At 50.8% G+C, this 23,107-nt stretch carries 16 protein-coding genes; 8 read left to right on the plus strand and 8 right to left on the minus strand.

Annotated elements, in window-relative coordinates:
• Nucleotides 1-80 precede the first annotated feature (80 nt).
• The 8 genes from QBE55_02875 to hcp all read left to right on the plus strand — a co-directional run bounded on the left by QBE55_02875 (nucleotide 81) and on the right by hcp (nucleotide 13,037).
• Nucleotides 81-467 (plus strand): UPF0236 family protein, encoded by a 387-nt coding sequence (locus tag QBE55_02875; protein ID WZL79127.1) that lies wholly within the window; start codon nucleotides 81-83, stop codon nucleotides 465-467.
• A gap of 790 nt (nucleotides 468-1,257) precedes the next feature.
• Nucleotides 1,258-2,319 (plus strand): hypothetical protein, encoded by a 1,062-nt coding sequence (locus QBE55_02880; protein ID WZL79128.1) that lies wholly within the window; start codon nucleotides 1,258-1,260, stop codon nucleotides 2,317-2,319.
• Nucleotides 2,312-3,925, plus strand: coding sequence for a hypothetical protein (locus QBE55_02885; protein WZL79129.1), 1,614 nt, complete (start codon nucleotides 2,312-2,314; stop codon nucleotides 3,923-3,925). The genes QBE55_02880 and QBE55_02885 overlap by 8 nt, the downstream gene beginning before the upstream one ends.
• Complete coding sequence (locus QBE55_02890; GenBank protein WZL79130.1) at nucleotides 3,922-4,617, plus strand: DUF6063 family protein; 696 nt, start codon at nucleotides 3,922-3,924, stop codon at nucleotides 4,615-4,617. The genes QBE55_02885 and QBE55_02890 overlap by 4 nt, the downstream gene beginning before the upstream one ends.
• Nucleotides 4,610-8,998 (plus strand): hypothetical protein, encoded by a 4,389-nt coding sequence (locus tag QBE55_02895; protein ID WZL79131.1) that lies wholly within the window; start codon nucleotides 4,610-4,612, stop codon nucleotides 8,996-8,998. Before QBE55_02890 ends, QBE55_02895 begins: the two co-directional genes overlap by 8 nt.
• A gap of 19 nt (nucleotides 8,999-9,017) precedes the next feature.
• Nucleotides 9,018-10,415, plus strand: a complete 1,398-nt coding sequence (locus tag QBE55_02900) for an MATE family efflux transporter (protein WZL79849.1) — start codon at nucleotides 9,018-9,020, stop codon at nucleotides 10,413-10,415.
• 112 nt (nucleotides 10,416-10,527) lie between these two features.
• Nucleotides 10,528-11,217: a Crp/Fnr family transcriptional regulator gene (locus QBE55_02905; protein WZL79132.1), complete on the plus strand. Its 690-nt coding sequence runs from the start codon at nucleotides 10,528-10,530 to the stop codon at nucleotides 11,215-11,217.
• A 170-nt stretch (nucleotides 11,218-11,387) separates the two neighbouring features.
• Nucleotides 11,388-13,037 (plus strand): hydroxylamine reductase, encoded by a 1,650-nt coding sequence (hcp, locus tag QBE55_02910; protein WZL79133.1) that lies wholly within the window; start codon nucleotides 11,388-11,390, stop codon nucleotides 13,035-13,037.
• Here the strand turns inward: hcp and QBE55_02915 are convergent.
• The 8 genes from QBE55_02915 to QBE55_02950 form a co-directional block, all read right to left on the minus strand.
• Entirely contained in the window at nucleotides 12,962-14,557 is a 1,596-nt protein-coding gene (locus QBE55_02915; protein ID WZL79134.1) for a DUF4127 family protein, read from the minus strand. The genes hcp and QBE55_02915 overlap by 76 nt on opposite strands.
• A gap of 373 nt (nucleotides 14,558-14,930) precedes the next feature.
• The gene (locus QBE55_02920; GenBank protein ID WZL79135.1) at nucleotides 14,931-16,628 is read right to left on the minus strand and encodes an FAD-dependent oxidoreductase; all 1,698 of its coding nucleotides are present in this window, start codon (nucleotides 16,626-16,628) and stop codon (nucleotides 14,931-14,933) included.
• A gap of 43 nt (nucleotides 16,629-16,671) precedes the next feature.
• A complete protein-coding gene (locus QBE55_02925) occupies nucleotides 16,672-17,937 on the minus strand; it encodes a YeeE/YedE family protein (protein WZL79136.1) in 1,266 nt (421 codons plus the stop codon).
• Between the two features lie 122 nt (nucleotides 17,938-18,059).
• The gene (locus tag QBE55_02930) at nucleotides 18,060-18,860 is read right to left on the minus strand and encodes an ABC transporter ATP-binding protein (protein WZL79137.1); all 801 of its coding nucleotides are present in this window, start codon (nucleotides 18,858-18,860) and stop codon (nucleotides 18,060-18,062) included.
• 32 nt (nucleotides 18,861-18,892) lie between these two features.
• A complete protein-coding gene (locus tag QBE55_02935) occupies nucleotides 18,893-19,954 on the minus strand; it encodes an ABC transporter substrate-binding protein (protein WZL79138.1) in 1,062 nt (353 codons plus the stop codon).
• Between the two features lie 45 nt (nucleotides 19,955-19,999).
• The gene (locus QBE55_02940) at nucleotides 20,000-20,845 is read right to left on the minus strand and encodes an ABC transporter permease subunit (protein ID WZL79139.1); all 846 of its coding nucleotides are present in this window, start codon (nucleotides 20,843-20,845) and stop codon (nucleotides 20,000-20,002) included.
• Nucleotides 20,846-21,077: 232 nt separating this feature from the next.
• Nucleotides 21,078-22,064, minus strand: a complete 987-nt coding sequence (locus QBE55_02945; protein WZL79140.1) for an ATP-binding cassette domain-containing protein — start codon at nucleotides 22,062-22,064, stop codon at nucleotides 21,078-21,080.
• On the minus strand, nucleotides 22,054-23,088 hold the full coding sequence (locus tag QBE55_02950) for an ABC transporter ATP-binding protein (GenBank protein WZL79141.1): 1,035 nt from the start codon (nucleotides 23,086-23,088) through the stop codon (nucleotides 22,054-22,056). Before QBE55_02950 ends, QBE55_02945 begins: the two co-directional genes overlap by 11 nt.
• Nucleotides 23,089-23,107: the final 19 nt, after the last annotated feature.

Genomic DNA, 23,107 nt, shown 5'->3' on the forward strand with positions numbered 1-23,107 from the left:
AAGGATGTTTTCAAGAAGATCCTCAAACGAACGGTTTCCAAAACGAAGAGGAAGGCAGTTAAGGATGCCAGACGGTACATATGAATAACTGGCATGGAATAGAGATAAAGGCTGATAAGGACCATGAACTGATAGGATGCAGTGCCGAAGGTCATATAAGCCATGTGTTTTCAAGCAGGCTAAGCAGCAGGCCTAAGGGATGGTCTGAAAAAGGTGTTGCCAGGATGTCCAAACTTATCGTATATAAGAAAAATGGCGGCAGGATCTATGACCTGGTTATGGCACAGAAGCTTAAGGAGAAGGAGAACAGGAAACATGAATTGCAGGATGAGTTAATCAAGGAAGTAAGGAAATCATCAGAAAGCAGATATGCTGGTTCATGGAGTAGCAGCCCAACTGTAATTACCATGGGGAAAAAGACAGGGCTGTTTAATGAGATGAGGAATATGGCCGGAATACGCTATTAGGCCCTCCATAAAGCTCGTTATGGCGTTTTTGTTCTTCGTAAGGAGAAATAATAGCCGGGACGACATAGATCAAGCGTTTATGCCGCGAAAGCTACTTGATAACGAGAAGTCGGTGTGGTAGCATTGAGGTACGGCAGCAACCGCTCCAAAACCTATCCCGCTGTTAGAGATGGCTGCTGCCGACATCTGCCGTAAGCCACACCGGCAGAGGCTCGTTGTCAAGCAGATCGTGGAATAAATGCGGCTGACAAGATTGATTGCTGTTAAAATTAATTAAATCAATCAAGGCCACTGTTGCTAGAAGAATATTTCAGGATGTCTCTATTCTTTCTTTCCCTACAGTAAATTGACGCTATCCCGCCCGCGCCGGACTTGCAAAAATCGAAGGAGAAATAGAAAAACTCCTTGACACGCTCACAGGCGCAAACCCCACTCTGTTGAAGTATGCGAATAGTCGCATCGAGGAATTAGACACACAGAGGCAAGCACAAACAAAGCTGATTGCGGACTTGTCCACTAATTCGGTTTCATCGTCACAAATAGAGCGTATATCTGGATATTTGAGCGATTGGACAGTGTGAGCTTCGATGATAGACGCCGGGTAATTGATGCGCTGGTTACTCAAATACAAGCCATAAGTGAGCATGTTTCTATACAATGGAAAATATAAACCTTATTCGCTTATCATTGTACCATTGTCAAAAACAGTTATGTTATTATGAACACAATGGTACATGAATGCAAGTGAAAACATGATACTCTGTTTATTCTGAAAGAGCAGGCGAAGCAAATGATAAAGAATAACATCATATCTCAAATCAAACAGCAAAAGGGCACCTTTTTATCCCTTGACCAGCTGAGAGAATGGATCTCTCCTGCCGACTACAGGGAGCTCCATGCTACCATAACGCAGCTGCAGGAGACCGGTCTGCTGCGCCCGGTTGGTTCTCCCCGCAACAATAATGGCATGGTGCCGCCTCTTCGGCTGAAGTACCGTATTCTGCGCCCGGCAAGGGATGACTCCAATGTTCTGGAGGAAATCAAGCAGCTTTCCACGGAATTGAATATTTCCGGGTATCTGAAAAAGCCCGGACTGTATCGAAAACATCGGGACATCCTCCTTCCCCTGAGCCGCTATCTCAAAAGCAGCAAAAACCGTCCGGAGGCGCCCATGTCAAAAAACGAGCGGGCGTTTTCCATCTGGAACCGGGAAAAAGTGCTGGACAGCGCCCATTGCCAAAGCGTCCTGCGCTTTAACAGATGGGAAAACCGCCTCAATTATTATCCGACGCCGGAGCCTTTCTTTGATTATCTCGCCGGAGACGAAATCCACGCCCTGCTGATCCTGGAAAACAAGGACACCTGGTATACGCTGCGAAGACTGCTGCTGCAGTTTCCTGAAAAGCACAGATTATTTGGAGTACGGCTGGACGGCGTGGTGTTGGGAGAAGGCAGGAAAGCCACGCGTCCCCATGCTCTGGAGGAATACGCTTCCCTCCTGCCGAATCAACGCCCGCAGTTTCTGTACTTCGGCGATCTGGATTACGCCGGGATTGACATTTTTCTTTCCGTGTCAGCCGAAAATCCCTCCCTTTCCGTTTCCCTGTTTCTACCCGCTTATCAGGCAATGCTGAAGCGCAGTCAGAAAGTCGGATACGGAAAATCCCATACCGGCCAGACCAAGCCGGAACGACTGCCAGACTTTCTCGGGCTGTTTTCTCCGAAAGAGGCCGACGAAATCGAAACCTTGCTGGCCGGCGGACGGTACCTTCCCCAGGAAATCCTGAACCGTCCGTTCCTGGAGCACCATCTGACGGATACAGTGGATATAACGGAGGATCGTGATGTTTGACTTTCTCGACCGATTTGAAAAACGGATGGAGTTCGTTGCCGCAGTGGACTCTGTCGTAAACCGGCTGAACCGGAGCAATGATATCGAGCAGCAGTTTGCACCGCATGAGATCGACAATCTGCTCTTTTCCGTATTGGTATATATTATGGAACGCACCCTTTCCGAAGATCATGATTGTACTCTGGAAAGCATCTCCGGCTTTCTGGGAGACATTCTTCCGTGCTATGGCAAACATTTTTCCCCGGCAGAAACTGACACCCTGGCCCGGTACCTTGTGAAGGACATCCTTCAGAACAAGGGTGTGAAACGCACCTATAAGGCGATGGATTATTCCGCCGGCTTTCGGGAATGGACCGTCCGTCTGATTGCCGATTCGGTCAATGACCGCAACCAGATCGTCTTTGAACTGACCAAACAGGGATATGACTTTCTCTTCCGCACCAAGGAAGTGGACGACCAGCTGGGCTTTCAGATGGAGGAAATTCGTCTGCAGATGCAGATCGAGAAGCATTATTATAAGGAAGCAATTGGACAGAGCCAGGAACTTGTGCGGATGCTGATTCAGAAACGCCGGGAGCTGGAACAGTTCGAGCGTCAGATCCGCGGGGATTTATCCTCCATTTCGGGTCAGGATTATGATGCACTGATGCACAGCGTGGATGCCATGCTGGCCGGGGAATACGGAACCATGCAGGGCATCGAACAGAAAGTACAGCTTGCGCAGAACCAGTTTGAAGAAGAGGAAAGACGCCGCGGTTCTCTGGACGACAGCGCCCTGGAAGCCCGACAGGAAGTCCTCGGCATCCTGGACAATGTACGGCGTGCCCTTTCCCTCCAAAGACAGATGCTCATCCGGTGCGAAGCAATGAAAAAACTGTATTTGAATGTTCTGGCGGATTCCATTCTTTTTCACTCCACCCGGCGATATAATATGGAGGATCAGATCCTTATCCCCCTTGCATCCTGTACCATTAAGGGACCGAAGGAAATGGACCGCCTCAGCCGCGGTCTTCTGGCTCCACTGTTCCAGCCGGAATTTCCCCGGTTCCTGAACCTGGAGCTGATCTATGACCGACAGGCCAAAGTACGGGAATCGGATCAGGAACAATCCCGGGAAGAGGAATCGATGGAATCCGAAGAGAAGGCAAGGGAACGCCGGAATTGGCGCAACCGCTCCCATGTCCGGGTGGTAAATGAACTGCTCTGCTTTTCTGCAGCCCATCCGGAGGGCTTTTCCTTTGCATCGTTTTATACCTCTCTCCAAAAGGAGGAATGGTTCGAGGAACTTTACAGGGAACGTCTTCTGTTCCTTGCCATACTGCGTCTTTATGAAACCGAAAGCATTGACCTGAGTCTGTGGAAAAAGCAACATGCCGAATGGTCAGAGAACAGCACAGGGGAATTTGACCTGTCCTTTTGCCTGGGGCAGATCGGCCGTCTGCACCCGGATTTCTACGGGCTGAAGTGCGTCCGGATCAAAAAAGCCGGACGGATGTTTGCCTGCACCCTGCCTCCCTGTGCAGTGACGGAGGGTATCACGGAAACGCCGAAGATTGAAATGGATGATTTTCTCTTTGAAGTGGAAATGGAAAGGAAGGAAAAATGAAGGAAACGCTGCATATTTTAAGGATACTGCTGACGGAAGGAGAGCTGAACGATACCGGTGAGCCGGAATTGTTTGCCGATTTCAAGGATCCGCAAGTCCGGTCCGAGCTGGAGGATTTTGCCCAGGAGCTGGCATTTCACCTGGTGGAAGTCCCTCACGCAGTATATCTGGTGCCGGAGATGGACAATCCCATTCTCAGCATATCGCTGGGGGACATGCGCAAGGGCATCGGCAGTACCGCCCGTACAGTGGATGCCTTTTTGCAGTGCTATATTATCATGATCATTCTGTACCTGTTCTTCGGCGGGAGAAACGCGGATCCAAAGCGCACCCCCTTTTTGCAGATCAGAGATATTGTGGCTGAGCTGGACCGGCGTCTTTCCGTCCCCGCCGGGCAGGCTGCCCCGGTCTGGCAGGAGCAGATGGAAATCAATTTCACCCAGGTGACCCAGGTCTGGAACAATCTGTCCGTCCGGGAGGAGAACCGACGTACTTCCCGGGAAGAAACTGTTTTGAAAGCCTGCCGCTTGCTGGAAAAGCAAAAGCTGCTGACCTTCTATGATGAGCAGAAGGAAATCCGCACGACCCGGCGGCTGGATGATCTGATGGTGCATTACTACCTCAGTGAGGAACGGATTGCCACAATCCAGAATCTATTCGCAAAGGAGGAGGCCGGAAACCAACATGCCTGAAATCAATCGGATCCGAATTGCCAATGTCAGCTGGGAGAGACGTATCATCCTGGATGAAATGTATGACAGCTGCGATGGGGAGAACATGCTTCTCAATCTTGCCAACGGCGGCGGCAAAAGCGTGCTGGTACAGATGATGCTGCAGCCCATTCTTCCCACCCGCCGCATCCATAAGCGAAAAATCGATTATTATCTTTCCCGGACCAGCGCTCCCACTTATATCATGCTGGAATGGAAGCTGGACAATACGGAACAGCCTTTTTATCTGCTGACGGGGATTGCCATGTGCTCCATCGGCCAGTCCGGCGATCAGACATCCCGGACCAAATATTTTACCTTTCTCAACTACTATAATGAAGCCAATGCCTACGATATCCGCAATATTCCCCTGATTGAGCACCGGGAAGGCGGCGTAACCTATATACCCTATGAAGCGGCCCGCAATCAGCTCCAGCAGGCCAAAGGCGATTCCTTCCGGCTCCGCTGCTTTGCCTTCGATGAAAGCGAAGCCTACCGGGCGGCTTTGCGGCAGTATGGCATCCTGCCGGAGGAATGGAAGCTCATTGCCGACGTCAACGACAAGGAAGGCGGTGTGGACGAACTGTTTGCCGCCTGCAAAACCTCCGACAGCCTGATGGATCGATGGATCCTGAAAACCGTGTCCGAGGAACTCAGCCAGGGCAGCTCGGAGCTCACCGAGCTGTTCCGTACCCTTATGTCTTCCATTCTGGATAAGGAAGACAAACTGCAGGAAAAAGAATTGCTGGAAGCTTTCTCGCAGGAAACGGACGACTTTCTTCAGAGCATCTCCGATCTGTGCGGCAAGCTGGAGGAATCCGAAAAAATGGCAGGGGAACTTTCCGGTCTCCATCGATTTCTTTTGCAGCAACAGGAGGAAACGGAGCGGAAAAGAGCGGAATTTGCCGCGGGGGAAGAAAAACAGGATGCAAATCTGGAGCAGATCCGAAGGGAGGAAGTTTCGGAACAGTTCCTGCTGAAAGAAGAAGCTGCCGGACTGCAGCAGGAGCTGTTGGCAAAGGCCCACTCCCTGCTGAGCAGTGTAAATCAGGAAAAAATCCAGGCCAGGGAGGAACGGGAATGCATGGAAGCTGCCCAGTATGCCAAAGCGCGCCGGGAAGCACGGGAAAGACGGCTCTCCCTGATGAATCAGCTGCAAAAGCTGCGTGCCGGCCGATCAGACGAAGATTTCAACCGGATGGTCGGAACTCTCTGGATGCGATACGGGGAAGTGCTGAAACAAAAGGAGTCAGAGCTTGCTCATCTGGAAGCCAACCGGAAAGAAAGCCTCACGAAGCTTGCCAAAGCAGATGAATTGGGAAAAGATCGGGAAGCAGAGTGGCAAAGGGATACTCAGGCCATAGGCAGACTGGAGCAGCGGACAGAAACCTTCCGTTTGGAAGAAGAAAAAATACTGCAGGAGCTTTCCTTTTCCCTTCCCCGGAACCTGTTGGGAGAAGTGCCAAAGCAGGAAATTCAACGGGCTCAGGAAGAACTGCAGAACCGGGCAGCCTCCCTGGATGAAAAAAGGAAAAAGCTGAAGCGATCTGCAGAAGAAAACCGGATACGGGAAGCCAGCCGAAAAGAAGAACAGGAAACTCTCGAAGCGGAACACGAAGAAGCCGGCATTGCCCTGGAACGGCAGAAACAGGCACTGGAAGCCTTTGAAACAGCAGAGAGGGAACGAAAGGAAGTGCTGGAGCGGCAGAAGATGGATCCCGCACTCCTCTATGACAAACACGCCTGCCAAAATATCATGGAGCAGGCCCTGACCGCGGCGCAGAAGGAATGGGAAAGCACCCAAAGGCGGCTCCTTTCCTCTGCGGAAACCTTCCGGGACTGTGAATCCGGCAACCTGCATACCGCCCGCCGGTTCGGCGAACTTCTGGAAGAAGTAGGAATCGTATTCGATACCGGTGAGACCTATCTGCGAAGGCTGGATCAGGAAACACAGGATGCCTGTCTGAAGGCCAATCCCATGCTTCCCTTCTGCTTCCTGGTTTCCCGGGCGGATCTCAGACATCTCCCCCTTGCGGATGGAGAAGCCCTGAACCGGGCCTGCCCGGTTATGGCATTTGAAGACATTGCTGCAGTCCGACAGGTAACGGACCGGATCGTGGAGTTTCCTCCGGAGCTCCGGCTGGCCTGCCTTTACAATGAACAAAGCCTGCGGTCGGAGACCCGGGAGGCATATGCTGAACTGCTGCAGCAGGAAATCAAACAGCAGACTGCTGTAAAGAAACATCTGGAAGAGGAACACAGTCGGATGGAAGCCGACCTGCGCAGTCTGACAGCCTTTCCCTATACTGCGGAAAGCAGGGAGAAATACTCGGAGGCCAGGGCAAAAGCGGAAGAAACCTACCGGAAAATCACCCTGCGCAGAAGAGAACTGAAAGAGGAAATGGAGCAGAACCGCAAAGAATCGGACCGGATTGCGGAAGCGCTGCATCAAAACGAAGGGCAAATGGAAAAAGCCTGCCGGGACAGGGATCGATTTCACGATTTCCTGGATCAGAATACACAATATGTGGCGGACCGGAAACAAAAGCGGGAGCTGAAAGCCGAACTCCGTCTCCTGGAGCAGCAGATTGCAGACAACAGGGAACTTTCCCGCAGTCTGGAGAAACATCTGGACGGGATGGAAACGGAGGAAAAGCAGCTTCGCCAGGAGCGGGACGAGTACACCGGAAAGCGTAACAAACTGGGGGAGCCCCAGGACATTCCCCGGGCTGCAGAACCTTTGACCGATAGTCTTCCCGTATTGGAAGAGCGTTACCAGGATATCCTTTCCCAGCGAAACAGGGATGAAAAGCTCCTTCAGGCACGGATCGACGATGAAGCCGAAGCAGAGCAGTCTGCAAGAAAATCCCTCCAACGATACCGGCATCTCTCCCCTTCCAAATATGAAAGCCTGTCCTTTTCCGAAGAGGCGCTTTCCCGTGCCGAAAGGAAGGAGCGGGAACTGGAAAGGAAGGCAGACGACGCGCAGAAAAAAGCAGCAAAAGTGGAAGCCGACACTGCAGTTGCCCAGGAGCGTATGGAGCAGGTCAAAAAGGCCCTTGCTGCCGCCGGGCTGCAGCAACCCCTGCCAAAAGAGCGGATCTTCGGGGATTACCCACGGCGCCGGCAGAAAGCAAACGATTTGCTGCGTCAATACAGGAAAAAGCAAGCGGAGTATGACAAACTGCAAAGGAAACTGAACGGAAAATCCAACAGCATCCAGCGCTATATCGCTCCTGCGGAAGTACCTCCCCTGGCACAGCCCCGCCAGGGGACCTGGGAGGATATCGATATCCTCCGTCTGGGAAGCGCCTACGACCAGGCAAAAGAGGAAAACGGAACAGCCAGGTATGCTGTTTGGGACCAGCTGGAAGGCCTGCGCCGGAACTACTCGGGCCGGCATCCCATCCTGTCCCAATACCTGAAGAACATTCCGCTGAAGGAAACTGCCGCAACGTATGATGCCTATTATTTCGTTTACGAGCGTATGGTGGAACAGTCCGCCCGTCTGCAGGACACCCTTGCCGTCCTGAGATCCGACCTGGCCCATCTGGAAACGGATAAAAGGAACATTGTCCAGCATGCCCTGATTCAGGGACAAAGCCTCTATGACGGACTGCAAAGACTCTCCAGGGGATCCTATGTGAAGATCTGGCCGGATGCCCCGCCCCGCCAGACCCTGAAAATCGGCGTTCCAGAAGCCCTGGACGGAAACGGGGCCGAGCGCATGACATCCTATGTGGAGAACTGTATTGCCACACTGCGGGCAGAAAAGTCGGAAGGTACCCTGAGGGAGGAATCCCTGCGCAAACGAATCAGTAGCCTGTTTTCCGACCGGGAGCTGCTGAGTCAGGTAACCGACACGGCCCATATTCCCGTTTGGCTGTATAAGGTGGACCGCATTCCGGCAAACAGCAAGCTTCGCACCTGGGAAGAAGTGCTGGTGGAAAACTCCGGAGGCGAGCTGTTCGTTTCGTGCTTTGTGTTGATTTCTGCCCTGATGAGCTACCGCCGGGACAGCATTATGGGAAAAAGCGGTGTGAAAAACACGACGAGGGCTTTCCTGATCGACAATCCCTTTGGCAAGACTTCCTCCAGGCATCTGCTGGAAGCCATGCTGCGCATCGCCGGGAGGTTCCATACCCAGATGATCTGTCTTTCCGACTTGAGCCAAAGCTCCATTACCAACCGGTTTGCCCTGATTTATCAGATTTCCGTCCGACAGGCCCTGTACAGCCGGAATTCCTACCTAAAAACCGATGAAGTCCGGCACAACGGCAGTGTACGTCCCAACGAACGTCTGGAACACGCCGTGCTGCGCACCCCTTCGGAGCAAATGAGTCTGTTTCAGGAGCAGCTCTGAGAAAGGAAGTTCATTGTTGATGCACGTTCTGACCCGAGACCGTTCCTATTACAAAAGCCTGATCACCCTGGCCCTGCCGGTGGCAGCCCAGGGCCTGATTGCCTTCCTCTCCTCCTTTGCGGACAACCTGATGGTCAGCTCCCTGGGGGATGAAGCGGTATCCGGTGTTTACTTTGCCAGCCAGATCAACACCTTTGTACAGATGTTCACCAGCGGCATCAGCGGAGTCATCCTGATTCTCTCCGCCCAATACTGGGGGAAGAAAGATGTCGCCAACATCAAAAGCATTATCGCCATCGGAGTACGCCTCTCCCTTATCGTCGGCGCAGTCGTATCTCTGGTCTGTCTGCTGTTCCCCGGCACGGTGATCGCTATTTTTACCTCCGAGCCGGGAGTCGCCCGGGAAGGCATCGTATACCTGCGGACCGTTGCCCTGTCCTATCTTTTCTTCTGTGTTACCCAGGCGCTGCTCAGCGCCATGCGTTCAGTGGAAACCACCTCCATCGGCATGACGATTTCCCTCCTCTCCCTGACAGTGGATGTTTCCCTGAACGGCGTGTTTATCTACGGCCTTGGATGGGGCGTATTCGGCGCAGCACTGTCCACGTTGATCGGGCGTGTCATCGAAGCGGCTGGGATTATTGTCTATGTTTTTGTATTTGATAAAAAGCTCAAACTTCAGCTTTCTGATATGCGACGGTTTGACCGGACGCTTCTGCATGACTTTTTCCATTACGGACTGCCCCTCATCGCAGGCGAACTGGTATGGAGCGTAAATCTGATGGGAAATTCCATTATCTTCGGACATTTCTTTGACGCTTCCATTGCCACGGCGGTATCCGTCGCCAATACCATGGGCACACTGGCTCACATCACCATCTCCGGTTTGTCTTCCGCGGTCGGCATCCTTACCGGCAAAACGGTGGGAGCCGGAGAATACGATCGCATGAAGGAATATGCCCGGACCACCCAGGTGATTTTCCTGTTTGTCGGCCTGCTCTCGGGAGCGTTGGTGGCAGGGCTCAGCAAACCTTTTATCCATCTTTATTCCGGTGTATTCGGCGGCGGCATCAGCACGGCAGCTGCGCGGGAAGCCGCTCTTCTGATCCGTGTTTTGGCTGTTACCACCATTGGCGGAGCCTATCAGGGTCCCTGCCTCTTTGGCCTGGTAAAATGCGGCGGAGACATTTCCTTTGTCTTTAAAAATGATACCATCTTCGTATTTGGCGTGGTGCTGCCCTCGGCGCTGATTGCTGCATCCCTTGGCGCCCCGGCCTGGGTGGTCTTTGCCTGTCTGAAATCCGATCAGATTTTAAAATGCTTTGTTGCCGTGGTCAAGGTCAACCGGTTCAACTGGATGAAAAACCTGACACACCCTGGTACAGGAGAGCCAGCCGAACAGCCCGGCATTGAATGATCCAGTACAGAGCCAAGGGCCGACCTGGTTATGATATATATTGACCTCATACGGAAAGAGTGACGCAGGGAGTCCACATGGTAAACATGAGCCTGCAGAAAGGAGAAAAAGTATGGTTTCCCGGCTGAAAAAAGGTGCCCTGTTTGCCGGCATGTCCGGTGCAGAAATACAGGGGTGCATGAAGTGCAGCAAATCCATCTGTACTGCCTATGAAAAAGGAGAATTCATCTTCCGGCAGGGAGAAATTCCAGAAAAGCTGTTTGTCCTTCTGGAGGGAACTGTTCTGGTAGGCAATGACTCCAGCGACGGGCAGCGCAGTGTTGTGGCAACATTTGATCAGCCGGGGGAGCTTTTTGGGGAAGTCTATCTGTTTCGGCACCAACAGGGCCCAAAGCAGACGGGATACGATCATTATGCCCGGGCAGCCACGGCCGCAACCGTTCTGCATCTGCCCGGAGACTTTTTGTATCATACCTGCGGGGAAAACTGCCGTTATCACAGCAAGCTGATTTCCAATATGCTTTCCATACTGGCACAAAAGGCCTACTACCTGAATCAAAGACTGCAGATACTGTCCTGCACCACCCTGCGCCGGAAAATTGCAAAAACCCTGCTTCTGTATTCTTCTTCCGACGGCAACGTGACTCTGCCCATGAACCGGGAAGAACTAGCGGATTTCCTGAACGCCGCCCGCCCATCCGTATCCCGGGAGCTTATGAAAATGCAGGCAGACGGACTCATTGCCATCCATCGAAACGATATCTTCATTCCGGATATGGGAAAGCTGCAGCATATTTTATAGCAATGATCACAAAAAGTCCTTCCGGAGGCCGCAGAGTTGTTATAAGAGCATTCATCCCGTAACATATGTTACGGAACCTTTTTGCTGCGCATGATAGTCTTAAGTTGTTCCAATAAGGAACAAACAGAAGAAAGAAAAAGACAATCATGAATCCAGAAAGGAGATATTTCATGCAAAATAAAATGTTTTGCTTTCAATGTCAGGAAACTGCCGGTTGTACCGGATGCACACAGGCCGGAGTTTGCGGAAAGAAACCGGAAGTTGCCGCCATGCAGGATCTGCTGATGTATGTGACCAAAGGCCTTTCCGCCGTGACCACACAGCTGCGTGCAGAAGCAAAGGAAATTCCTACCGAAGTCAACCATATGATCACCCGGAATCTTTTTACCACCATAACAAACGTGAATTTTGACAAGGATGCCATTACTGCCCGTATCCAGGAAACACTGGACAAAAAGCAGGAGCTGCAGGCGCAAGTGCAGAATAAAAAAGCACTGCCCGATGCCGCACTCTGGTCATCCGATGATCCGGCAGAGTTTCAGGTGAAAGCGGTTGAAGTTGGTGTGCTCTCCACCAAAGACGAAGACATCCGCAGCCTGCGGGAATTGATCATATATGGCCTGAAGGGCCTTTCCGCCTATACGAGCCATGCAAATGTTCTGCTGCAGGATGACGAAAAAGTGGATGCCTTCCTTCAGCGCACACTGGCTGCGACACTGGACGATTCCCGGAACGCAGACGACCTGGTCGCCCTGGCACTGGAAACCGGGGAATACGGTCTGAAGGGCATGGCACTGCTGGACAAGGCCAACACCACTGCCTATGGCAATCCGGAAATGACAAAAGTCAATATCGGTGTGGATACCCGCCCCGGCATTCTGATTTCCGGTCATGACCTGCGGGATCTGGAGATGCTGCTGGAGCAAACCCAGGGCACAGGCGTAGATGTTTACACCCATTCCGAAATGCTGCCGGCCAATTCCTATCCGGCTTTCAAAAAATACCCCAATTTCATCGGCAATTACGGCAATGCATGGTGGAAACAGAAAGAGGAATTCGAACGGTTCCACGGTCCGATCCTGATGACCACCAACTGTCTCGTGCCTCCAAAGGGCAGCTACAGGGACCGTCTTTATACCACAGGCGAAGTCAGGCATCCCGGCTGCAAGCATATCCCCGGCGACATCGGTGAGAAAAAGGACTTTTCTGAACTCATCGAACAGGCAAAACACTGTGCTCCCCCGGAAGAAATCGAACACGGAGAAATCATCGGCGGTTTTGCCCACAACCAGGTATTGGCCCTGGCAGATGACATTGTGGGTGCCGTGAAATCCGGAGCCATAAAAAAGTTCGTGGTCATGGCCGGCTGTGATGGCCGTGCAAAGGCCAGAGATTACTATACGGAGTTTGCCAAAAAGCTGCCAGGGGACACCGTTATCCTGACAGCAGGCTGTGCCAAATACCGTTACAACAAACTGAACCTGGGAGATATCGGCGGAATTCCCCGCGTGCTGGATGCCGGTCAGTGCAACGACTCGTACTCCCTGGCAGTGATTGCGCTGAAACTCCAGGAAGCTTTCGGGCTGGACGACATCAATGACCTGCCCATCGTTTACAATATCGCCTGGTATGAGCAGAAAGCAGTTCTGGTCCTGCTGGCACTATTGTCCCTGGGGATCAAAAACATTCACCTTGGCCCCACGCTTCCGGCCTTTCTTTCCCCCAATGTGGCAAAGGTTCTTGTTCAAAACTTCGGGATCTCCGGAATCGGTACCGTGGAAGACGATGCGGGCATCTTTATGTTTTCCAGAGAAACGTGAAGATTGATAAAGTTTGCACCGTCCCAGTCAAAGGACAAGTGATCCAGAACGATATCGGCGCCCTTATACTTTCCTCCAAATTTCAGATGAATCAGCCCATCCAGATGTTCCCTGAAATAGCTGCAGGTTGCCTCCCGGTTCTCTCCCAATGCAAATGGATCGAGCTTCCCTTTTGTCTCTTTCAAAAAGGACCGGAGAACGTTGGACTGGTAAAGCCAGTCACAGACAATGCTGCGCAGCTTGAATTCCTCTGACAGGCGGAATTGTCTTAAGCTCTTTTGGAAGCGGTGATAATAGCTTGCCAGAACCGTCTGGGCCAGAACCACGCCGATGGTATTCTGCGAAGTATTCCAGCCGCCGACTGCCTGTACCTGGTCCAATACCCCGGAGATTGCAGCATAATCCATAAATTCATTCTCGCAGCCGTTGCTTACCGAAACCTCCGCAAGGCCAACGGCTTTTCGGTAATTGTCCACATAGTACCCGATATATCGCAGGAATTCATGCATGTTGATATGGCTGGAGAATGTCAGGTCCTTGGTCCCCTGATTGGAAGATTCAATCATGTATTTCCCCGGAGAATTAATCGCCAGCATACAGTCGGAACGGTCCGGATTATCTTCCAGTATGCCACCGACGGAAGTGATCTGCGATTTTATGCTTTCATTCAGGGGACGATCTTCATAAAGCGGCACAATCGCCGGCCCCAGCGTGGAAGAATAATGAACATAGACACGGGGCATATAGTGATGAATCAGGTTCAGAACCCGGGCAAAAATCACACAGCCGACCTCATCAGCACCCGGATAAACGAATACCCGGTTCATCAGCCTTTCTTCCCGAACTTTTTTGGCAATGGCGGACTGATCCATGGCTGCATACCCATATTCCGCCGTATCATCCTTGGGTATGGTGAGAAGATCGAAGATCCCTTCCCCTACAAGATCAACACAATAAAGGTTGACAAAACGGTCCACTTTCCGGCGCGCCAGAAAGTCCTCCAGATATTCTGACGGGATCCGGGCAGTCTGCTTTGGCAGCCCGGCCTTTTCTTCATCGCTGGCATGACCGCGATCGATTTTGTCCTTCAGGTAGGCATAACGCCAGATCAGTTTGCCGTAATTCTCCCAATAATCCGGATCTTCGTGGGAATCATTGGAGGCCGCCACCCTGGCCACAAGGTTAAATGCATGGATCCGAAGGGCTGGATTCTGTTTCTTCAGCTTTCTGAAGTTGTCCAGCGTCTTTTCACATTCCTCACGGCTGCGGTGATGAATCCGTGAATTGATAATGTTGCCATAAACCAGAGTATCCACGGAAAGTATGGCATACTCACAATCCGGCGCATTTTGAAAGATCCATTGCCAGATCCGCTTATAGTCCGCCGGAATTTTCATCTCCCCCATATATTCACGCGGCGGGACCAGCAGCTCCACCCCATCGGCCATCCGGGCAAAACTTTGCGGGAAGATATAGTTGCATGCCCTTTCATCCAGGGGGACATAAATTATCTTTGCCATTAGTATCAATTCCTTTCCTGAAATTTCAATGCTCCTCGAAAATAGTATACCATGGATGAACGATTTGAAAAGTCATTTATTCCAATTGAACTTATCCACACCAAAATCCTTGTATCAAAATAGGACAGAATGGCAATTCTGCAATCTGTGTTCTCAAAACACAAAACCAACTTATATATCAGGAAGAACAAAGAACTGATTACCATGATCGCGGATTTATACAACGGCGCAATATCGGAATCAACATCAGCAATAATTCATATAATCAAGTAAAGCGCCCTACGTCTTAATTATGCAGAGCGCTTTGCCATATTTTTTCCTTTGTTTTTTGCATCTGCCACCCGGTGCCGCAGTCCATCGATCGGTACTTTATTTATTTAAAGTTATACTCTGTAACGATCTTTTTCCTTTCCGTAACCTGGTCCATATAATATTCATAGCAGCAAATTCCCAGGAACGAGCCGGAAATGTTCACGACATTGTCATATCCCATGTTTTGCAGTGCCATAACCGCATTGTAGCTTCTCTGGCTGGAACGGCAGTGCAGATAAACCGTCCGGTCCTTTGGAATTTCATCCACCCGGTCTCTCAGTTCACTCAGCGGTATATTCACTGCATTCACCAGATGCCCCTGATTGAATTCATTCTTCTCCCGGACATCCACGATAAATGCACCGCTTTCCACCAGATCCCGGACCTTGCTGACCGGAACCTGACGGAATCTTCCATACAAAAGATTGAGTGACACCAGTGCCGCATGATTTACAGCGTCCCTGGCTGTGCCAAACATAGGCGAATAGCAGAGTTCCAGTTCCTTCAGATCCTCCAGTGTTCCACCCATTGAGATCAAAGTGGCAATGACATCAATCCTTTTATCGGCATCCCCTTTCCCGATTGCCTGTGCGCCGAGAATCTTTCCTGTCGGATACCCATACAGAAGCTTAAAGTGCAATGGACTGCTGTCAGGCATCAGGCCAACCTTATCCGGCGGAATGGTATAGGAAAAGTCATAGGGAATACCTGCGGCTTTCGCACTCTTCTCATTCAGGCCCGTCGCTGCGGCATTCAAATCAAACAGCCTGACGACGGAAGATCCGATTACACCCTTGTGATTATGTGGAATACCATACATGTGGTCGGCTGCTGCCCGTGCCTGTCTCTGCGCAGGGCCTGCAAGGGGAAGACGGGCAGGCTGCCGGGTCAATTGATTGTAAACCTCTATGGCATCTCCCACAGCATAAATATCCGGATCGCTGGTCAGATAATTATGATTCACCCGGATGCCTCCGGCTGACCCGATCTCAAGCCCGGCATCCCTGGCCAGTCCGATCTCCGGACGAACACCGATTGCCAGCACCACAGCCTGCGCGGTGACTTCGCGGCCGGACTGCAATTCTATGGCATCTTCCCTGATTTTACGGACTCCATCCCCCAGGATCAGGTTGACCCCATGATCCAGCATTTCCTTGTGAAGTATCTGGGCCATATCGTAATCAAAGGGCGTCAGAATCTGATCGAGAGCCTCCACAAGACTGACCTGTTTTCCGGAAAGAATCAGATTTTCCGTCACTTCCACACCGATAAAGCCGCCACCGACAACTGCCACGTTGTTAACATCATTGGCGGTAAGATAATCGTCCAGCTTCCGGATATCCACAACATTCCGGATGGTAAAAACATTCGGACCTTCAGCGCCTTCCATACTTTTCGGACGGATGGGGGCTGCACCCGGCGAAAGGACAAGCTTATCATAGGATTCCTTATATTCCTCATTCGTTTCCAGGTTTCGGACCACGATTGTCTTGTCCTTCCGGATAATCCTGGTCACCTCACAGTTTACTCTCGCTTCAATGCGATACTGCTTCCGGAACTGGTCCGGGCTCATCAGGACAAGTGCGCTGCTTACCTGTACCGTTCTGCTTAAATAATAGGGCAGTGCACAATTGGAGAAGGAAACGTGAGGCCCTTTTTCAAACATAATGATTTCAGCCTGTTCATCCAGTCTGCGCGCTCTTGCGGCAACGGAAGCCCCTCCGGCCACCCCGCCTACAATCAATATTCTTTTACCCATATATTACAGCTCCTCTTTTCATATCTTCTATCAGGAAATCTGCCTAATCCCCTGAAACTTTTTTGGCAAACACGTTGCCTGCAATTCCGCCCAGGACCAGGAAAATAAGAAATATCCAGCCCGAGAGGGAAAAGTTCGCAATCGGGGTATAGAGAGCACCCACGTTGCAGCCATTCGAAAACCGTGTGCCGACGCCCATGGCAAGTCCTCCCAGGGCATAGACCAATACTTCTCGGAACGAAAGATGCAATCCCTCACGGAACGATTTTGTAAAGCTGCCTGCTGTCAGCAGGTAAATGGCAGTGCCAAGAATAATGCCAAAATTCTGCACGGAACCCCCGTGCTGGAAAAAAGGCTGGAGATAAGCACCCGGTTCCATTTTAGCAAAGTCTGCCACGGACTGCGGTGAAACCCCAAAAGCCATCAACAATTTTCCGAACCAGATCCCGTATGGCGTGGAGGCCCCCCAGCCGGCCTTTGTGATTCCCATCAGAATGGCAAACAAAACGCTGAGGGCAATGGCTCCTTCCTTCAACGTCCAGGGCTTCACAAAAAGGCGCTGATAGGTCTGCTCACTGAACAGTTTGTAGTCTTTACTGTCGGATTCCTCCGGCTTATCCTGCATGATTTCCGTATCACAGCCGGTAAAGGTGTGATTTGCCTTACGCTTTTTTTCATAAAGATAAGAAACTGCAATCACGATCCCGCAAAGCAGGGCGGTCAGGAGTATCGCACCCAAATATCCATTCAGACCGTCCCATGAAAACAAATCCGGGAAGAAGACGCCGCCTTTTTTCAATTTTTCTCCGACCGGTGTGGATACCCAGGAATCTTTTACCCAGGATGCGGTATTTTGAACCGGAAATCCCAGATAAACTCCCATGCCAAAGAACAACAGTGTTATAAGCGCCCGCGGAAATCCCGTCACCAGGTCCGTGAGTACACCAGAAGCACAGCAGGAGGAAAGTGCCATCCCAAAGCCGAACAGTACCCCACCGAGCATCAGTCCAAAATTGACCGGATTAACCCACAGATCATACGCAGTGGGATCCGAATTCATTAGAAATGCAGCACTCAACACGCTGCTGACAAGAAACATAAACATCATCGTTCTCATCAGTTTGGTCGATCCGGTACGGTACGCGCGGTTGACACTTCCCGCAAATCCTGTGTAAGCCCTTGTCAGCGCGTATCCAAGTCCCATGCCAACCACCAGCCGGAACAGGATACCGGACTTTAAAAAATTCTTTCCAAGTGCCAGAGCTGCCACAAAAACAGCAACTCCAAAAATTCGTTCTTTCTTTTCCATTTTTTCCAAACCTCCAGATGTTTCCCTATTGATAATTGCTATAAAGATTCTTCCGCCTTCTCCACGGGACAGCAGGCTGCTGCACCTCCGTCATGCTTTGATTTCAGCAGGCTACTGCCACTTCACTGCATATATTGGTTTTGGAGAATCGCAAGGATTTTTTCACGAAGCTCCCGGTATTCCGGCAAATATTCCACCCCTTCTTCCCCCTGGGAAAACCGCCGGATGAAATCCGTCCGGAATTCACTCAGAATCCTTCCCGGCCTTGCGGACATTACAAGAATCCTTGTTGCGAGGCACAGGGCTTCGTCCACATCGTGCGTAACGAGCAATACGGTGCTTCCTGTTTTTTCCCGGATTTCCCTGGTCAGCTTCTGCATATTCCGCCTTGTCAAAGCATCCAGGGCACCGAACGGCTCATCCATCAAAAGCACATCCGGCTGATTGACCAGGGCCCTCGCAAGACATACCCTCTGCTTCATCCCTCCGGAAAGCTCATATGGTTTACTCCTTTCGAAGCCTGTCAATCCGACCAGCTCAATATATTCCTTCGTCAGCCGCTGCCTTTCTTCTTTGGGAAATTTCCTCATTTTAAGGCCAAAAGCAATATTTTCCCGGACATCCAGCCAGGCATATAACGTTGGTTCCTGAAAAATTACGCCGCGGCGCCAGTCCGGCCCCTGAATGATCCTGTCGTCCATCCTGGCTTCGCCGCTGGAAGGCGGCATAAAGCCGGCAAGGATCCGCATCAGGGTACTTTTCCCACATCCGGAAGGGCCCAGAATACCAATGAACTCTCCCGGGCGGACAGTAAGGCGGATCGATTGAAGTGCCTGAATGCCACCTTCCTTTCCGGGATATCGGACATTCACATCACACAGCGAAAGGATGGGCAGCCCCTGGCTTTCCCGTATTTGTTCCACGCAAAATTCTCCATTCCTAATCTACTCATAATCTACCACAGTGCCTTTTCGGCATAAGCCGGGTTGACCGCCTGCTCAAAAGTCGACCGTTTCGGTTTGTCAACAAGGTTTTTATGCTGATACAGAAAATCAGCCATATTCATTAAAGAGTCCACTATTTCCCCTTTTTGAGAGGTACTCCCCAGATAGGAGGAATCCGTCTGCTGTTTGGCAGTCAGCCAAAGGGAACCCTGCATCTGTCTCCATGCATCTGCCTCCGGCACATTCATGGATCTTACAACTGCGCTTACCGCATCATCCGGATCCTGCTGATAAAGAGCAACGGCCCTGTTCAGAGCACGAAGATACCGAGTCACCATATCCGGATATTTTTCCGTAAAGTCTTTCCTCACGATTTCGACGTTGGCAGTCGCAATTCCCTTATCCGCCATTTCCCTGCTGGAGAGAATGATTTTCCCGTTCTCCCGAAGATTGGACAGCGTAGGTTCCCATGCATAAGCGGCATCAATATCGTTTCTCTGCCAGGCCGCATACAAATCCGGCATCTGCATATCATACAGCGTTATGTCTTTTTCCGAAATATGGTTTTGCTCCAAAGCCTTCAACAAACTGTAATGCGCCGTTGTGGCAAAGGGTGTCGCAATCCGTTTCCCTTCCAAATCTTTCACGGAACGGATCTGAGAGCCGTTTTGTACCGCCAGCCCTTCCGATTCCCCGAGAATCTCGTGAATCCAGATCAGCTCCACATCCATGCCGCTTGCAATACCCAGCGCTGCAGAGGAAGAACCCAGCATTGCAAAATCAATATTTCCAGCCACCATCGCGTTCCGGATATCTCCCGCCTGAAATTCCTGAATATTTACTTTTACCCCGAGCTCTTCTTCAAAATAGCCCTTTGCAGCAGCAACGGCTTCGTCATTTGGTATCTGCTGGGTCCCGATATTGACAGTCTTCGGCACTGCTGACGGATGCCCGGATGCAGCAGGATTTCCCTGTTTGTTTTTTGACGGATATGCTGAGCTCCCACACCCTGTCAGTATCATCAAAAAAGCCATCAGGAATGAGGCCCGTTTTAATATTCTTTTCTGTCGCATTTCTGTCTTCCTTTCACTCCCTGTCCGCAAGATTATCCGTTGCCGTTATTCTTTTCCCTTCCAGGGCACCAGCCAGCGTTCCAGAAGCTGAATGCTTCTGTCCAGCAGAACTCCAGTGATTCCCATGATGAGAATGCCCAGAAAAACAATGTCACTCCGGAAATAACGGCTGGCATCCAGTACCATCCATCCAAGACCGGAAGTTGCGGCAACCATTTCCGCGGAAACCAGGGTCGTATAACCGACGCCCAGGGCTGTCCGCAATCCGGTAAACAAGTCCGGCAGACAAGCGGGAAAAACGACATAAAAAAACACTTGCCTTTTATTTGCACCCATCGTGTACGCACTGTTGATATCATCTTCCTTGATTTTCATCACGGCAGATACGCAGGAAATATAAACTGGCGCAAAACAAGCCAAAAAGAGGAGCATAATCTTTGATGCATTGCCAATCCCCAGCCACAAAACCAATATGGTGTAGTAGGCAAGCGGAGGAAGAGGGCGATAAAACTCTATAATCGGTTCCAGAACTGCCCGGAATCCTGTATTGTAACCACTTAATAAACCCAGTGGGACTGCTACAGCAGCTGCTCCCAGAAAAGCAGCCATCAATCTGCCCAAACTCGCTCCCATATGCTGAAACAATGTGTGATTTTTATACCCATTCCGGGCGATGTCCAAGAAAGCAATCCATACCGACTGCGGTGACGGCACAAGCTTCGGATCTACCCATTGAAAAGAAGTCACGAGCATCCAAAAAACCAGAATTACAACGATGGTCCCCCACGTCAGAACTTTTTTATACATGCCGGATCTTTTTGCGGCATTCCCTTCAATTCTTTTATTTTTCCCTTCATCCTTTTGAACGGATCTGTTGCAGCCGCCCGTCATAAGGTACTTCCCTTCCATCTTCCGGCTTATGCAAATTATTCAGCCCACTGGCTAATATTGTTAAAATTATCTCAATCTCAACGTTGACATTATAAAGCAGAGTAATACATGTGTCAAGTAATGTAGAAATATTCCATATTAACAAGTATATCCATATAATAAAGAGGAAACGACAAAATCGTTTCATATCTAAGGGACGCATTTGAGCGTCCCTTAATCGCACTTTTACCAGCTACTCATTGGCACGATCGAACAGGTGACAGGCGACGAAATGGTTGTTTCCCCTGTCCTTTAGTTCCGGCGTTTCACTGCTGCAGCGCTCGTTTGCAAACCTGCATCTGCTTGCAAAGTGGCAACCCGGCCTGCAGTTTATCGGGCTTCCGACCTCTCCTTCTATTGGGAGAACCGTCTTTCCCCTTTCTATTTCAGGGTCCGGAACCGGAATCGCGCTTAAAAGCGCTTTTGTATACGGATGCATCGGATTGCTGTAAAGTTCGTCGCTTGCGGCCATCTCGACGATATGCCCCATATACATGACTCCCACCTTATCCGAAATATGCTTTACCATGGACAGATCATGCGCGATGAACAGATAGGTGAGTTTAAGCTCCCTCTGCAGCTTCATCAGGAGGTTCACCACCTGGGCCTGTATGGATACATCCAGTGCTGATATGGGCTCATCGCAAATGATGAACTCGGGGGCGACTGCCAGTGCCCTGGCTATTCCAATCCTCTGTCTTTGTCCTCCCGAAAACTCATGCGGGAACCTGCCGGCATGTTCCTTGTTGAGGCCTACGAGAGCGAGCAGCTCCTGCACTCTCTTCTCCCTCTCTTTCGGATTCGGATAGAGATTGAAATTTGCCATGCCCTCCGCAATGATATCTCCGACGGTCATCCGTGGATCCAGGGATGCATATGGATCCTGAAATATCATCTGCGCATTTTTTTTGAACCATTGCTTGTCCTTGCCGTCAAGCTTCGTAACATTCTTTCCTTTATATTCCACGCAGCCGCCCGTGGCACGGTAAAGCCCGATTATCGTTCTTCCACAGGTGGTCTTTCCGCATCCGGACTCTCCGACCAGCCCCATGGTTTCCCCTTTGCATATATCAAATGAAACGTCGTCCACAGCCATCAGGGTCTCCTTGTTTCTTACCGGAAAATATTTTTTAAGGTGTTCCACATGCAGCAATATTTCCTGATTATCATTATCTGCCATCTTCAAACACCTCCCTTACATCATCAAATCCAAAGGCCCTCCTGGCGTTGGGATGATGCAACCAACAAGCCGCCTTATGCGTCCCGGAAAGCTCAGTATATTCAGGGCTCATCTGCCCGCACACTTTCATACAGTACCGGCAGCGGTTGGCAAAGCCACAGCCTTTTGGCGGTGCGATAAGGTCCGGCGGGGTTCCCGGTATAATCCGCAGCTCTGATTTGTTTTCATTCTTCAAACTCGGTACAGCCTTAAGCAGCGCATAGGTATACGGATGCTGGGGGGTGTTGAATATATCGAAAACCGTTCCCTGCTCCACGATTCTCCCCGCGTACATCACACTGATATAGTCGGCCATTCCGGCAACAATGCCGAGGTCATGGGTAATCATGATCACGGATGTGTTGTTGTTCTTTTGTATCTCCTTCAGCAATTTTATAATCTGCGCCTGTATCGTCACATCCAGCGCCGTTGTCGGCTCATCTGCTATCATCAGCTTCGGGCTGCAGGCCAGAGCGATGGCAATCACAACCCTCTGCCGCATGCCGCCCGAAAACTCATACGGATATTGGTTCAGCCTGTCCCCGGGATTCGGGATATTCACCTTCTCAAGCAAATTGAAAGCCCTTTTGTGCGCCTCTTCCTTCGACATCCTGTTGTGCATCTGTATGCTCTCCGTAATCTGCCTGCCTATCTTCATCGTAGGATTCAGAGAGGTCATCGGGTCCTGGAAAATCATTGCCGCATCGTTCCCGCGATAGTTCCTCCATTGTTTATCGGTAAATTTCAATATATCCTTATCATCAAATAAAATCATGCTGTCCTTTTTCACTTCACCGGACGGCGGCTCGATAAGCCCCAATATCGCCTTTGCTGTAACCGTCTTTCCCGAACCGGACTCTCCGACGATCGCCATGCATTCTCCATAATCAACATGGAATGTTACGCCCCGAACCGCATGAACTTCTCCGGCATAGGTATGAAAGGATACCTGCAGATTTTTTACTTCCAATAAATTCTCACTCATATGCTACATACCTTTCCGT

It is taken from the genome of Eubacteriales bacterium mix99, from assembly GCA_038396605.1.
Taxonomy (GTDB): Bacteria; Bacillota; Clostridia; order Caldicoprobacterales; family DTU083; genus UBA4874.